The 13,244-nt window shown below is 61.7% G+C and carries 13 protein-coding genes and 1 riboswitch; of the genes, 9 read left to right on the plus strand and 4 right to left on the minus strand.

The window, feature by feature from the left end:
- Window positions 1-98: 98 nt before the first annotated feature.
- Window positions 99-1,886, plus strand: coding sequence for a thiamine pyrophosphate-requiring protein (locus tag AC27VU_RS06830; RefSeq protein WP_488723739.1), 1,788 nt, complete (start codon window positions 99-101; stop codon window positions 1,884-1,886).
- Window positions 1,887-2,362: 476 nt separating this feature from the next.
- Window positions 2,363-3,076, plus strand: a complete 714-nt coding sequence (locus tag AC27VU_RS06835; protein ID WP_488723740.1) for a DUF72 domain-containing protein — start codon at window positions 2,363-2,365, stop codon at window positions 3,074-3,076.
- A 1-nt stretch (window position 3,077) separates the two neighbouring features.
- Here the strand turns inward: AC27VU_RS06835 and mntP are convergent, their stop codons facing one another.
- The 3 genes from mntP to AC27VU_RS06850 form a co-directional block, all read right to left on the minus strand.
- The gene (gene mntP / locus AC27VU_RS06840) at window positions 3,078-3,641 is read right to left on the minus strand and encodes a manganese efflux pump MntP (protein WP_045122500.1); all 564 of its coding nucleotides are present in this window, start codon (window positions 3,639-3,641) and stop codon (window positions 3,078-3,080) included.
- Window positions 3,642-3,649: 8 nt separating this feature from the next.
- Window positions 3,650-3,821, minus strand: a riboswitch (yybP-ykoY riboswitch).
- A gap of 210 nt (window positions 3,822-4,031) precedes the next feature.
- A complete protein-coding gene (locus tag AC27VU_RS06845) occupies window positions 4,032-5,408 on the minus strand; it encodes an ATP-binding protein (RefSeq protein WP_488723741.1) in 1,377 nt (458 codons plus the stop codon).
- Window positions 5,405-6,067 (minus strand): response regulator, encoded by a 663-nt coding sequence (locus tag AC27VU_RS06850; protein WP_003225808.1) that lies wholly within the window; start codon window positions 6,065-6,067, stop codon window positions 5,405-5,407. The genes AC27VU_RS06845 and AC27VU_RS06850 overlap by 4 nt, the downstream gene beginning before the upstream one ends.
- Before the next feature lie 170 nt (window positions 6,068-6,237).
- Between AC27VU_RS06850 and AC27VU_RS06855 the strand changes: the two genes are divergently transcribed.
- From AC27VU_RS06855 to AC27VU_RS06875, 5 genes are read left to right on the plus strand one after another with little or no spacing between them, the layout of a single operon-like run.
- Complete coding sequence (locus AC27VU_RS06855) at window positions 6,238-6,504, plus strand: PepSY domain-containing protein (protein WP_007960465.1); 267 nt, start codon at window positions 6,238-6,240, stop codon at window positions 6,502-6,504.
- Complete coding sequence (locus AC27VU_RS06860; RefSeq protein ID WP_488723742.1) at window positions 6,504-7,049, plus strand: cytochrome b/b6 domain-containing protein; 546 nt, start codon at window positions 6,504-6,506, stop codon at window positions 7,047-7,049. Before AC27VU_RS06855 ends, AC27VU_RS06860 begins: the two co-directional genes overlap by 1 nt.
- A gap of 51 nt (window positions 7,050-7,100) precedes the next feature.
- Window positions 7,101-8,396: a sialidase family protein gene (locus tag AC27VU_RS06865; RefSeq protein WP_488723743.1), complete on the plus strand. Its 1,296-nt coding sequence runs from the start codon at window positions 7,101-7,103 to the stop codon at window positions 8,394-8,396.
- Window positions 8,396-9,007, plus strand: coding sequence for a hypothetical protein (locus tag AC27VU_RS06870; RefSeq protein WP_488723744.1), 612 nt, complete (start codon window positions 8,396-8,398; stop codon window positions 9,005-9,007). The genes AC27VU_RS06865 and AC27VU_RS06870 overlap by 1 nt, the downstream gene beginning before the upstream one ends.
- 22 nt (window positions 9,008-9,029) lie before the next feature.
- Window positions 9,030-11,057: an LTA synthase family protein gene (locus tag AC27VU_RS06875; RefSeq protein WP_488723745.1), complete on the plus strand. Its 2,028-nt coding sequence runs from the start codon at window positions 9,030-9,032 to the stop codon at window positions 11,055-11,057.
- Window positions 11,058-11,086: 29 nt separating this feature from the next.
- On the opposite strand, the gene AC27VU_RS06880 is transcribed toward AC27VU_RS06875, so the two are convergent.
- On the minus strand, window positions 11,087-11,905 hold the full coding sequence (locus AC27VU_RS06880) for an alpha/beta fold hydrolase (protein ID WP_003225794.1): 819 nt from the start codon (window positions 11,903-11,905) through the stop codon (window positions 11,087-11,089).
- Window positions 11,906-12,094: 189 nt separating this feature from the next.
- On the opposite strand from AC27VU_RS06880, the gene AC27VU_RS06885 reads away from it, so the two are divergent.
- Window positions 12,095-12,544, plus strand: a complete 450-nt coding sequence (locus AC27VU_RS06885) for a winged helix-turn-helix transcriptional regulator (RefSeq protein ID WP_488723746.1) — start codon at window positions 12,095-12,097, stop codon at window positions 12,542-12,544.
- Between the two features lie 104 nt (window positions 12,545-12,648).
- The gene (locus tag AC27VU_RS06890; protein WP_003225788.1) at window positions 12,649-13,197 is read left to right on the plus strand and encodes a hypothetical protein; all 549 of its coding nucleotides are present in this window, start codon (window positions 12,649-12,651) and stop codon (window positions 13,195-13,197) included.
- Window positions 13,198-13,244 lie beyond the last annotated feature (47 nt).

Consider the following 13,244-nt stretch of genomic DNA (forward strand, 5'->3'; position numbering starts at 1 on the left):
CGAAACTTCGCGCTCTTCCCGGCTGTCCAGACCCTTGTACTTCCCGGCGGATGTTTCGCCGGGAAGGCTTCATGCATCGGTGACAGGCGAGGAACGAGATGACGACGACAGTGGGAGATTTTCTGGTTGAGCGGCTCAGCCAATGGGGCGTCACACGGATTTTTGGTTATCCGGGAGACGGCATCAATGGCGTGTTCGGCGCGCTCGCCCGAGCCAATGGCAAGATCGAATTCGTTCAGGCCCGGCACGAAGAAATGGCCGCGTTCATGGCTTCGGCCCACGCCAAGTTCACCGGCGAATTAGGTGTGTGCATTGCCACTTCAGGCCCCGGCGCTACGCACTTGATTACCGGGCTGTACGACGCCCGCATGGATCACCAACCGGTGCTGGCGATTGTTGGTCAGCAGGCGCGTACCGCACTCGGCAGCCATTACCAACAGGAGCTGGACCTGGTCTCGATGTTCAAGGATGTGGCCGGGGCTTTTGTGCAGCAGGCGTCGGCGCCGTCGCAAGTACGACATTTGCTCGACCGCGCCGTGCGCACAGCGGTTGGCGAGCGGCGGGTGACAGCGATCATCCTGCCCAATGATTTGCAGGATCTTGAATACGAGTCACCGGCGCGGGCGCATGGCACCGCGCACTCTGGCGTCGGTTACACCAAGCCGAAAGTGCTGCCCTACGAGGCGGATCTGCAGCGCGCCGCCGACGTTCTGAACAGCGGTGAAAAGGTTGCGATTCTGGTCGGCGCTGGCGCGTTGCAGGCGACGGATGAAGTGATCGCCATCGCGGAAAAACTCGGTGCTGGCGTCGCCAAGGCGTTGCTCGGCAAGGCTGCGCTGCCGGACGATTTGCCGTGGGTCACCGGCAGCATTGGTCTGCTGGGCACCGAACCGAGCTACAAGATGATGAATGAATGCGACACCTTGCTGATGATTGGCTCGGGTTTCCCCTATGCCGAATTTCTGCCCAAGGAAGGTCAGGCGCGCGGCGTGCAGATCGACCTGCAACCCGACATGCTCAGCCTACGTTATCCGATGGAGGTCAATCTGGTTGGCGACTCCGCCGAAACCCTTGCCGCGTTGCTGCCGTTGCTCGAACAGAAGACCTCGCGCAAGTGGCGCAAAAAGATCGAAGGCTGGCGCGGCAGCTGGGAAAAGACCCTGGAAAAGCGTGCCATGGCCAAAGCCGCACCGATCAATCCACAGCGGGTGGTGTATGAACTGTCACCGCGCCTGCCGGATCAGGCAATCATCACCAGCGATTCGGGCTCCTGCGCCAACTGGTACGCCCGTGACCTGAAAATCCGCCGGGGCATGCAGTGTTCGCTGTCCGGCGGACTGGCTTCGATGGGGGCTGCCGTGCCGTACGCGATTGCCGCCAAGTTCGCCCATCCCGAGCGCGCGGTGATTGCCCTGGTGGGGGATGGCGCGATGCAGATGAACAACATGGCCGAGCTGATCACCGTCGCCAAATACTGGCGCCAGTGGGACAGTCCGAAGTGGATCTGCGCGGTTTTCAACAACGAGGATCTGAATCAGGTCACTTGGGAGCAACGGGTGATGGAGGGCGATCCGAAGTTCGAAGCCTCGCAAAGCATCCCCGACGTGCCGTATCACCTGTTCGCCATTTCCATCGGCCTGAAAGGGATTTTTGTTGACCGCGAAGAGGACATTGCCGCCGCCTGGGAGCAGGCATTGGCTTCGGAGGTGCCGGTGCTGATCGAGTTCAAGACCGATCCCAACGTACCGCCGTTGCCGCCGCACATCACGCTCCAACAGGCGAAGAAATTTGCCACGACCCTGCTCAAGGGCGACCCGGACGAGGCGGGCGTGATCGTGCAAGCCGCCAAGCAGGTGCTGGCCAGCGTCCTCCCCGGCAAAAAATAACCGCATAGGAGCTTCGCCGTGCCCCAAATCTGTGAACGCCGCTGAAACCTGTGGGAGCGGGCTTGCTCGCGAAGGCGGTGTGTCAGGTGCAGAAGTTGTGGATGTGTCGACGCCTTCGCTGGCAAGCCAGCTCCCACAGGTGTTTCGTCGTCCCCCAAATTTGTGAACGCCGCCGAAACTGTGGGAGCGGGCTTGCTCGCGAAGGCGCTGTGTCAGGTGCAGAAGTTGTGGATGTGTCGACGCCTTCGCTGGCAAGCCAGCTCCCACAGGTGTTTCGTCGTACCCCCAATCTGTGAACGCCGCCGAAATTGTGGGAGCGGGCTTGCTCGCGAAGGGGGTGTGTCAGGCGCAGCGATTGTGGATGTGTCGACGCCTTCGCTGGCAAGCCAGCTCCCACAGGTATTTCGTCGTATCCCAAGTTTGTGAACGAAGACCGTGGAGATTTTCATGCGTGAAGCGGCGAAGGTGTTTTTTTGATGTTCATCGGTTGCGCAGGCTGGAGTCTGGGGCGTGAGTATTGGCCGCAGTTTCCGGCCGAGGGCACGCATCTGCAGCGGTATGCGGCACGGTTCGACTGCGTGGAAATCAACAGTTCGTTCTATCGCCCGCATCGGCGCGAGACGTATGCACGCTGGGCGGATTCGGTGCCGCCGGGCTTTCGCTTTTCAGTGAAGGTGCCGAAGCAGATCACCCATCAATTGCGTTTGCAGAACTGTGATCAGGCGCTGGATGAGTTTCTCGGGCAGTGCGAGGGTTTGGCCGACCGATTGGGGAGTTTGCTGGTGCAACTGCCACCGTCGCTGGCCTTTGAGCCGGCACGCGCAGAGGCGTTTTTCGTGGCGTTGCGCCAACGATTCGCGGGTGATGTGGTGTTGGAGCCACGGCATGAATCGTGGGTGACGGCGGCGCCGATGCTGCACGCTTATCGTATCGCCCAGGTCGTGGTCGATCCATCGCGGATCAGTAGCGATGGCTCGGCGCAGGGCTGGGCGGGTGTGCGCTATTGGCGACTGCATGGCGCGCCACGGATTTATCACAGTGCTTATGAGCTGCCTTATCTGCAACAGCTTGCGCAGAGCATGCGGCTCTGCGCTGCTGAAGGCGCCAGCGTCTGGTGCATTTTCGACAACACCGCCAGTGGCGCTGCGTTGGGCAACGCGATGACACTGGCGGCGCTGATCCGCGCCTGAATCAGGCTGACAAGTGCTCGTACAGAATGGTCGCGCCGACGATCATCAGCACTACACCACCGACGATTTCCGCACGCTTGCCGACCACCGCTCCGAGCACCCGGCCAAGCATCACGCCGATGGTCACCATGGTCATGGTTGCCACGCCGATGGCCGCTGCCGCCACCCAGATATTCACGTCGACAAACGCCAGGCCGACGCCGACTGCGAGGGCGTCAATGCTGGTGGCGAACGCGGTGACTGCCAGAATCAGGAACGAATGCTGGCCGGGTTTTTCCTCTTCCTCGTCTTCGTGTTTCAGGCCGTTGTAGATCATATGCAGACCGAGAATCAGCAGCAGGGTGAAGGCGATCCAGTGGTCCCATTCGGCGACCCAACGGGTGGCGGCCTGACCGATCAGCCAGCCGATGATCGGGGTGATGGCTTCGATCACGCCGAAGATCAGGCCGGTGCGCAGTGCTTCGGTCAGACGTGGTTTGTGCAGGCTGGAGCCTTTGCCGATGGCCGCGGCGAACGCGTCCGTGGACATGGCCAGAGCGAGGAATATGAGGGAAACAGGATTCACGGGGGCACACTTCCAGTCGGGCTATGAGTCAACGACACAACCACACGCCCGACTTTAGGCATGGATGTGTCGTCGGTCTCACCAACCAAAAGGTGTTCGTACCACGGCATGTTGCCGAGAATGTTGATACGAACGCTTCCGAGGGACTCGGAAACAGGCTACTCCCCAACGAGGCTGCGGATCTTATTTGGGCAAACATGAAAATTTTGTCAAAAGCATCGAGGCGATCGATAAACACCAGACTCTGTGGCGAGGGAGCTTGCTCCCGCTGGGCTGCGCAGCAGGCCTTCTGCTGTTCGGCAAAGAAAGGGCCGCTGCGCGCCTCAGCGGGACGGTGCGACGATTCGACAAGCTCCCTCGCCACAATGCTCGTGCAGGGTCCGGGCGATGTTATTGACTCGAGAGCTCATTGATCCGCAACTGCGCACACAACCCGCCCTGCGGCCGGTTGTACAGCTGCAGCGTGCTGCCGATCTTGCTGACGATCATCTGCACGATCGCCAGCCCCAGTCCCGCGCCGTTACCGTGGCCATGGCTGTAGAAACGCTCGAACAGCCGCGCGTATTCCTGCTCGTTGATGCCGGGGCCGGCGTCCTCGACGCTGATGTACACCGCGCCGCCCGCCTGCGGTTGCACCTGAACCCGCACCTCGCTGCCCGGCGGGGCGAAGTTCAGGGCGTTGGTCACCAGGTTCTGCAAGGCGATGGCGAGGGCCACCGGGTCGGTGTCGACCGGGCAGTGGTGGTCGCTGTCGAGGATCAGTTCGACGTCTTTTTCCAGGGCCAGCGGTGCCAGTTCGGCGAGTTCTTCGCGCACCAGTTCGGTCAGTTCCACGGTGCGGGTTTCGGGATTGGCCAGGTGTGGTTCGATGCGCGCCATGGTCAACAATTGACTGGCGATACGCGTCGCCCGATCCACCGCGCTGACCAGATACTCCAGCGCCTCTTCGCGTTGTTGCGGCGTCGCCGCCAGTTGCGCGTTTTGCGCGTGGATCCGCAGAATCGCCAGCGGTGTGCGCAGCTCATGGGCAGCGTCGGCAATGAAGCGCCGCTCCCGCGCCAGCAGATTGTCGATCTGTTGCAACAGGCGATTGAGCGCGGTCTGCATCGGCTCCAGATCGTGGGGCAGGGGGCTGAGGTGCAGCGGTTTCAGGGTTTCGGTGTCACGTCCGCGAATGCTCTGCGCCATCGCGCGCAGCGGTTGCAGGCCCCAGCCGATGGTCAGCCAGATCAACGCGGCCAGCAACGGTACGCCGATCAGGCTCGGCCATAACGTGTGGCCGACGATGCGTTCGATCAGATCCTGGCGGATGTCGTCACGCTCGCCGACCCAGATCAGCAGCCCCTGTTGCGGATCCTTGAGCAGGAACGCACACCAGTCGCGGCCGTTCTCTATCAGGTCATGGGAGCCGAGGGTGGTGGGCGGCGCCGCAAGCTCCGGCGCTTCAGCCGAGCGCACCAGCAATTGGCCGTCGCTGCGCCACACCTGAAAGGTCAGACGGGTTTCGTATGGGTGCGCAGCCTCGCCGTCGCCGACCCGGCTCATCGCTTCATCGAAGGCCTGATAGAGCCGGCTCCAGTCGTTGTCGCCCGGCGCGCGCTGGGCCAGCACGCCTTGCAGCAGGCGCGCACTTTGCGCCAGTTGGGCATCGTAGACCTCTTCGATTTCATGGTGACTGTCGCGCAGCACCAGCCAACTGATCAGCAGATCGCCGATCAATACCAGAATCAGCACCGGCACCAGAATCCGCGCACGTATGGAAATCATGGCTTGAGCTCCACCACGTAACCGACCCCGCGCACCGTTCGGATCAACTCGCTTGAGAGTTTTTTGCGCAGGTTGTGGATCAGCACTTCAAGGGTGTTGCTCTCGACCCGGTCCTGCCAGCCATACAGCGCCCGGGACAGACGTTCGCGGGTGACGACCTTGCCGGGGCGGGCCATCAGTTGATGCAGCAGTTGATATTCCATCGGCGTCACCACCACGTCGGTGCCGTGCCAGGTGACCTGCTGCGTGACCGGATCAAGGCACACGCCGGCATGCTCAAGCACCGGTTGCGCACGGCCCTGACTGCGGCGCAGCAACGCGCGGATGCGCGCTTTCAGTTCATCGACGTCGAACGGTTTGATCAGGTAGTCGTCGGCGCCGGCATCCAGCCCGGCGATGCGTTCGGCGGTGCCGTCGCGGGCGGTGAGGATCAGCACCGGCAAATCCTGTTGCTCGCCGCGCAAGCGCTGCAGCAGCGTCAGGCCGTCGAGCCGTGGCAGGCCGAGGTCGAGCAGCAGCAAGTCGAAGCTCTCACTGCGCAGGGCGTGCAGGGCGCTGACCCCATCCTGCAACCAGTCGAGGGTGTAGCCTTCACTGCCGAGGGCAACGCGAATGCCTTGACCGAGGGCGCGATCATCTTCGACCAGCAATAGGCGCATAACGGATTCTCTTGAGGAAACATGGCGGTTGACCGGCGGCATCATGCCGCTGTGCAGCCAGCTGTGGCAGCTGACCCGACGGGAAAGATGTAACGACTCGTTGCCAACTAAGCTTCGACTAAGGTTGCTTTTGCACAGTGAGGCCTTCCTCATCGAGCGAGAGTGTTTCCATGCGCAAACTTCTGCTGTTGTCCCTCATCGTTGCCAGCCCGCTGGCTGTCGCCGGCCCGCAATGCACCACCGCCGAACGCTCGCAATGGCAAGACCAGAAAGCCTTTCAGGAACAACTCAAGGCCCAAGGCTACGAGATCAGCAAGTTCAAGGTTACCGACGGCAACTGCTACGAGATCTACGGCTTCGACAAGGACAAGCGCAAGGTCGAGATCTACCACGACCCGGTCAGCGGCAAAGCGGTGAAAACCGAGATCAAGGGCTGATGCCGAGCGCGTCCCTGCGCCTGTGGGACCCCGTGGTGCGGCTGTTTCATCTGTCCATCGCGGGCGTCTTCGTCGCCAATTATTTCTTCAATGAAGCCGGTGATGACTGGCATGTGTGGCTCGGCTATTACGCCATGGGCTGGCTGCTGGTGCGGCTGGTGTGGGGATTCGTCGGGCCGCGCAGTGCGCGTTGGGCGGATTTCTGGCCGACGCCGACGCGGCTGTTCGCCCATGCGCGCTCGTTGATTGCCGGACGGCCCGAGCATCGTCTTGGGCATTCGCCGATGGGTGCGCTGGTGATGATTTTGATGCTGCTGGCAATGTTCACCGCTGGCGTGAGCGGTTGGGCCATGGAAGAGGTCGATGACTTGTGGGGCGCCGACTGGCCGTTGCAGGTGCACGAAACCGCTACCGATATCCTGTTGGTGCTGGTCTGCCTGCACATCGCCGCCGCGCTGTTCGAAAGTTTTCTGCTGCGCGACAACTTGCCGTTGTCGATGCTCACGGGACGCCGGCGCCGCTTGCCGGACGATCTACCGCGCTGACAAGGATGTTTTGCCGATTGCCCTCCATCCTGTTTTTGCCGTGAGTCCACTATGCGTGTGCTTCCCGATCGCTTGAAATTTATCCTCGGCGGACTGGCCGTGAGCCTGATTTTCTGGGGCGCCTGGCGCAGCCATCCGGCCCATGTGCTGGCGCCGTTTGCCGTGGCGACGCCGCCGGTCGATGCCTCGCTGCAGGCATCGGAGCCGCTGTACAGCAGTCGCTTCGTCTCCTCGCAATTGAATGATTTCGTGCACTCCTCGTCGGTGACCGCACTGCCGGGCGGCGACCTGATGGCGGTGTGGTTTGCCGGCTCCCGCGAGGGCGCTGCCGACGTGCAGATCCGCACCGCCCGCTACGATGCCAACAGCGCGGAGTGGGGCGCCGAGCAGGTGCTGGCCACCCGCGAATCGACCCGCGACGGCACCCAGCGCTACATCCGCAAACTGGGCAACCCGGTGATTGCCCTCGCGCCGGATCAGCGGTTGTGGATGTTCTATGTCTCGGTGTCCGTGGGCGGCTGGGCCACCAGTGCGATCAACGTGATGGTCTCGGATGATTTCGGGCGCAACTGGTCGGTGCCGCGACAGCTGATCACTTCACCGTTTTTCAACATCAGTACGCTGGTGCGCGCCGCGCCGGTGTTCCATGCCGACGGCTCGATCGGTTTGCCGGTGTATCACGAGTTCATGGGCAAATTCGCCGAGTACCTGTACCTGAGCGCAGACGGCGCGGTGATCGATAAATTCCGCATCAGCCGTGGCAAACATTCGTTGCAGCCGACCATTGTGCCGTTGGATGGCCGGCGTGCCGTGGCCATGCTGCGTTATGCCGGCGACACTCATCATCGAGTGCTGGCCAGCCGCACCGAGGACGCCGGGCAGACCTGGAGCGAGCCGTATCCGCTGGAACCGGCCAACCCCAATTCATCGCTCGCGGCAGTCGGCACCGACGACAACGGGCTGCTGGTGGCGCTGAATGATCTGCAGGACGGGCGCTTCAAGCTCAGCCTCTATGGCACTGATGCCAGCCTGAACCACTGGCGCAATGTGATCGAACTCGATCAGTCACCCGATCCGCTCGGCCAGCCGTTCGCCCCCGACGCCTATAAGGCAATCATCGGCGAAGGTTTTCGTGCTTCGAGTGGTGCCCGGCGCTTGCCGCTGGAGCAACGCTTTCTGAGCAATCTGGACTACCGGGTGTGCAAGCCGCAGGGCTGTGATTTCGAGTACGAATACCCGTACTTCAGTCGCGGCAGCGATGGCCTCTATCACCTGGTGTATTCGTGGAATAACACCTTCATCAAACATGTCAGCTTCAACGAAGCGTGGCTGGAGGAGCGCCTGTGATGCTGATTCTCTGGCAAGCCCATTTGACGTTCATCCTGCTCGGTTTTGTCCTGCTGGGTTCGTTGCAATGCACCCAACGCTGGCGCCCGTGGCTGTTGCCGCTGCTGGCGGTGGTCAGCTTCGTGCCGGTCAGCGAGCTGCCCTTGGCGGCGTATGTGCGCAGTGTCACCGACGATCTGGCGATCACCACGCTGGTGCTGCTCGGCTGGGCCAGTCTGGTCCGACTGGGCGTGGTCGAGCGGCAGACATTGCCGGCACGGGTGCAGGTGCTGGTGCTGTTTACCGTGCTGGCCGCGCTGTTGTACCCGGCGACGATGGGCCTGACCTATTTCGATCCGTACCGCTGGGGCTTCAACCCACGGCCGATGATCGTCTGTATCGGTCTGCTGGCACTGGCGCTGTTGTGGCTGCGCAACACGCTGGCCGTGTCGATGCTCGCGCTGGGCACGCTGGCGTTCGCCTTGCGTCTCAAGGCTTCGGAAAACTATTGGGATTACCTGATCGATCCGCTGCTGCTTGGTTACTGCCTGATCGCCGCTGCAGCGCTGTGCATCCGTGAGGTCTGGCGTCTGCTGCGAACCGCACCGGCGGGCGCGACATCTTCTATTTGAACCAACGACACTGAGGTCAATGATGGGCTGGTTGCAATCGCGACGCCTGCGCTACGGCGTGGGTGCGGCAGGTTTGGCGTTTTTGTTGTTTGCCGTGCTCCGGCTGGTGTTTGTGCTGGGGTTTTCCGGGATCGCGCCCAGCGAGTTCATCGATAACCCGGCACTGCGCGAAACCCTGGGCATCGGTTTGCGTTTCGACTTGCGCCTCGCCGTGTTGCTGATCCTGCCACTGGCGCTGCTGGCCTGGCTACCGCGCTGGAACCTCACGCGGTTGCCGTGGTTGCGCTGGGTCGCACGGGTTTACTGGCTGCTGGCGCTCGGTGCGATCGGCCTGTTGTACATCATCGATTTCGGTCATTACGCCTATCTCGGCGTGCGGATCAACGCCACGGTGCTGCGTTACCTGGAAGACGCGCAGATCTCACAGCAGATGGTCTGGGAAACCTATCCGGTGCTGTGGATCGCCCTCGGCTGGCTGGTGACGCTGGGCGTTTGCTACTTCGGATTTTTGCAACTCGAACGCGCGACGCTGGCCCGTGAACCCAAGACTATCCAGCGTCCGTCGCTGGCATTTGGCACAGGACTGGGGGTGGTCGCGGTGCTGCTGGCGCTGCTGGGTCGTGTCGACAATCTCAACCTGGAAAATCCGGTGCCGCTGCGCTGGAGCGATGCGTTCTTTTCCGGTAACGCGCAGATCGCCGCAGTCGGTCTGAACCCGGTGCTGTTCCTCTACGACACGCTGAAAACCGGGCAGGCGCAATTCGATGAGGCGCAGGTGCGCGAGCACTATCCGTTGATCGCTCGCTATCTGGGCGTGGATCGACCGGATCCGCAATCGCTCAACTTCGAGCGTCAGCAAGGCGTGCAGCCGTATCGGCTGCAGGGCACGCCGAACGTGATGTTCGTCATGCTCGAATCGCTGGGCACCAGCGCCGTCGGCGCCTACGGTAATCCGTTGAACCCGACGCCGAACCTTGATCAACTGGCGACGCGCAGCTGGTTCTTCAAGCACTTCTATGTGCCGGTCACCGGTACCGCGAAAACCGTGTGGGCGAGCATCACCGGCGTTCCCGACGTAACCCGCCGCGAGACCGCGACGCGCCACCCTCTGATCACCCGCCAGCACACGCTGATCAATGCGTTCAACGATTATCAAAAGCTCTACATGATTGGCGGCAACGCCGGCTGGGCCAATATCAATGCGCTGATCCAACAAAGCATCGACGGCGTGCGCCTGTATCAGGAGAGTGACTGGCGTTCGCCGCTGGTGGACGTGTGGGGCATCTCCGACCTGGATCTGTTCAAGGAGAGCGACCGCATCCTGCGCGACTTGCCGAAGGACCGACCGTTCTTCGCCTACGTGCAAACCTCGGGCAACCATCGGCCGTTCACCATCCCCAAGGACAACGACGGCTTCGAGGCCAGCAACCTGTCACTGGAGCAGGTGCAGGCCGCCGGTTCGCGTAGCGTCGAGCAGTACAACGCGGTGCGCCTGCTGGATTTCAATATCGGCAAATTGATCGAGCTGGCCAAGGCTGGCGGCTATTACGACAACACGATTTTTGTGTTCTTCGGCGACCACAACACGCGTATCAGCCAGATCCCGCACATGCCGCCGGCGTTCGAGCAACTGGGGCTGGAAAGCAATCATGTGCCGATGCTGATTCACGCCCCGGGGCTGCTGACGCCGAAGGTCATCGAGGAGGCGGTGGGGCTGACGGATCTGCTGCCGACGGTGGCGGGGATGGCCGGCGTGCCGTTCAGCAACGGCGCGATGGGGCGCGATGTCCAGCAACCGGCGCCGGAAGGTGAGCGTGTGGTGCCGCTGGTGCTGCGCGAGGGGACGTTCCCGTTGATTGGCGGGGTGACCAAGGATTTCCTCTTGCAGATGCAACATGACGGCAGCTCGCCGACCCTGCATGACTTGGCGTCGAACACGCCGCTGGATAACGTCGCCGGGCAAAACCCCGAGGAATTCCAGCGCCTGGTGGAGCTGACTCGGGGACTGCACGAAAGCGCGCGGCTGATGCTGTATCGCAACGTGCGCTGACCGGGACTGTTCCCGGTCAGCGTGGGGCTTTATTGGTTCAGGAAAGCCAACAGGTCTTCATTCAGCGCCTGGGCGTGCGTCACGGCAAAACCGTGGGGGGCGCCGGCATAGACTTTCAGTTCGGCGCCTTTGATCAGGGCGGCGGCTTGCTTGCCGGTGGTTTCGAACGGCACGATCTGATCGCCGTCGCCGTGGATGACCAGGGTCGGCACGTCGATCTTCGCCATGTCTGGACGGAAGTCGGTTTGCGAGAATGCGGTGACGCAATCCACGGTGCCTTTCAGCGAGGCGAGCAGGGCGACGTTAAGGGTTTGCGTGAGCACGCCGTCGGAGACTTTCTGGCCCTGATTGGTGCCGTAGAACGGCGCGGCGAAATCCGCGATGAACTGCGCGCGATCCTTGAGCAGGCCGGCCTTGATCCCGTCGAACACCGAGTGGTCGACGCCTTGCGGGTAGTCGGCCTTCTTGCCGAACAGCGGCGTCACCGCCCCGAGCAGCACCAGCCCGGCAACGCGCTCGCTGCCGTGGCGGGCGATATAGCGGCTGACATCGCCGCCACCCATGGAGAAGCCGACCAGCGTGACATCGCGCAGGTCGAGGTGCTTGATCAGTTGCGCGATGTCATCGGCAAAGGTGTCGTAGTCGTAGCCGGTCCACGGTTGATCGGAGCGCCCGAAACCACGGCGGTCGAAGGCAATCGTGCGGTAGCCGCGACTGCTCAGGTACTCCATCTGGTATTCCCACATGTCGGCATCCAGCGGCCAGCCATGGCTGAACAACACGGGTTTGCCGCTGCCCCAGTCCTTGAAATAGATCTGTGTGCCGTCATCGGTAGTGAATGTGCTCATGGAAACTCCTTGCTGTGGGCAATCGTTCAGGAAGGCCGGATGCCGCAATGGCCGCCGATCACTATCGGCGCAAATCGCTGCCGTCACTTGTACGCAAGTGCTGAATTGCCGAGCAGGGCGGTGTGGTTCTTTTCCAGCGTCACAGTTGTAAGATGCAACCACACGCCGGTTTTGATGGAGAAACACCCTGTGAAGCGCAAAAGCCTGCACGGCAACGCCTGCCCGGTCGCCCGTACGCTGGACCTGATCGGCGACTGGTGGTCGCTGCTGATCATCCGCGATGCGCTGGAGGGCATTCGCCGCTTCAGTGATTTTCAGAAGAATCTGGACATCGCCAAGAACATGCTCAGTGCCCGGCTCAAGGCCCTGGTGGAGCAGGGGATTCTGCAAACGGTGCCGGCCGCCGGTGGCAGTGCTCATAAGGAATACGTGCTGACCGAACGCGGCAAGGCCCTGCAGACGGTGATCGTCGCGCTGTCGCAGTGGGGCGGGGAGCACCTGTATGCGCCGGGTGAGTCGGGTTCGGTGATGGTTGATGCAAAAGATCGCCAGCCGATTCGCAAGCTGCAATTGATGTCGGCTGATGGCCGCTTGCTTGCACCGCACGAGGTGGCGACGAGGACAGGCGTTGAACGCTGACAGGCAGTTGCAACATAGGTTTGACGTCAAAATGATGGCCATCTAATATCGCGGCGTTGTTTTGATGTCATTTCCCGTCCTGCTTGCTCAATAGAGATTCCTGCGTGAATAAACGTGTGCTTGTGACGTTGACCCTGCTGCTCGCGCTGCCAGGCTGCCATTCCAATGTGCGTGACTCTTCCCCCAGCCTGCTGAAAGACGGCATTCAGTTGCATCAAGACCAGGTGGTGGTGGACGCCCAGCACGCCAAAGTCATCATGAAATCATCGGGTGGCACCTATCCGGTGGAGTTTTCCATTCGCCGCGCCGATGATCCCGACCGCCGCATGGAAGTGCTCGGCACCGTTGTGGATTCAGGTCGTGGCAAGGTGTTCGGCTGGATCGCCAAACTCAACGAAGTGGCCAACAGCGCCACGGTCAAACGCTTTCCGCAACTGGAAGCACAGGCCGATGCCGGCAAGCCGTTTGAGGTCTCGGGGTATTCGAGCAGCCGGGTGAGCGCAGGCATTTATACCTGTGGGCCGCTGAAAAGCGCCTTCACTCCGCAACAGGGCAAGGTGTACCAGGTGGAATTCCAGTTCTCCGGTGATCTCTGCGAGCAGCACGTCTACGACGTTACCCAACCCCAGCAGCGCATTCCTGTAGCAGGTTGACCTTGCATACGCGATGCATTGAATTCAGTTGAAGAAAGGAAATACCA

The sequence above is a fragment of the Pseudomonas sp. 14P5.3.2 genome (assembly GCF_057799175.1).

What these genes read in the sequence shown, in the direction of transcription:
- AC27VU_RS06845 (WP_488723741.1), bottom strand. Translation starts at nt 5,408, where the DNA reads ATGATTTCCATACGTGCGCGGATTCTGGTGCCGGTGCTGATTCTGGTA.
- AC27VU_RS06835 (WP_488723740.1), top strand. Translation starts at nt 2,363, where the DNA reads ATGTTCATCGGTTGCGCAGGCTGGAGTCTGGGGCGTGAGTATTGGCCG.
- AC27VU_RS06830 (WP_488723739.1), top strand. Translation starts at nt 99, where the DNA reads ATGACGACGACAGTGGGAGATTTTCTGGTTGAGCGGCTCAGCCAATGG.
- AC27VU_RS06855 (WP_007960465.1), top strand. Translation starts at nt 6,238, where the DNA reads ATGCGCAAACTTCTGCTGTTGTCCCTCATCGTTGCCAGCCCGCTGGCT.
- AC27VU_RS06850 (WP_003225808.1), bottom strand. Translation starts at nt 6,067, where the DNA reads ATGCGCCTATTGCTGGTCGAAGATGATCGCGCCCTCGGTCAAGGCATT.
- AC27VU_RS06870 (WP_488723744.1), top strand. Translation starts at nt 8,396, where the DNA reads ATGCTGATTCTCTGGCAAGCCCATTTGACGTTCATCCTGCTCGGTTTT.
- AC27VU_RS06860 (WP_488723742.1), top strand. Translation starts at nt 6,504, where the DNA reads ATGCCGAGCGCGTCCCTGCGCCTGTGGGACCCCGTGGTGCGGCTGTTT.
- AC27VU_RS06875 (WP_488723745.1), top strand. Translation starts at nt 9,030, where the DNA reads ATGGGCTGGTTGCAATCGCGACGCCTGCGCTACGGCGTGGGTGCGGCA.
- AC27VU_RS06865 (WP_488723743.1), top strand. Translation starts at nt 7,101, where the DNA reads ATGCGTGTGCTTCCCGATCGCTTGAAATTTATCCTCGGCGGACTGGCC.
- AC27VU_RS06880 (WP_003225794.1), bottom strand. Translation starts at nt 11,905, where the DNA reads ATGAGCACATTCACTACCGATGACGGCACACAGATCTATTTCAAGGAC.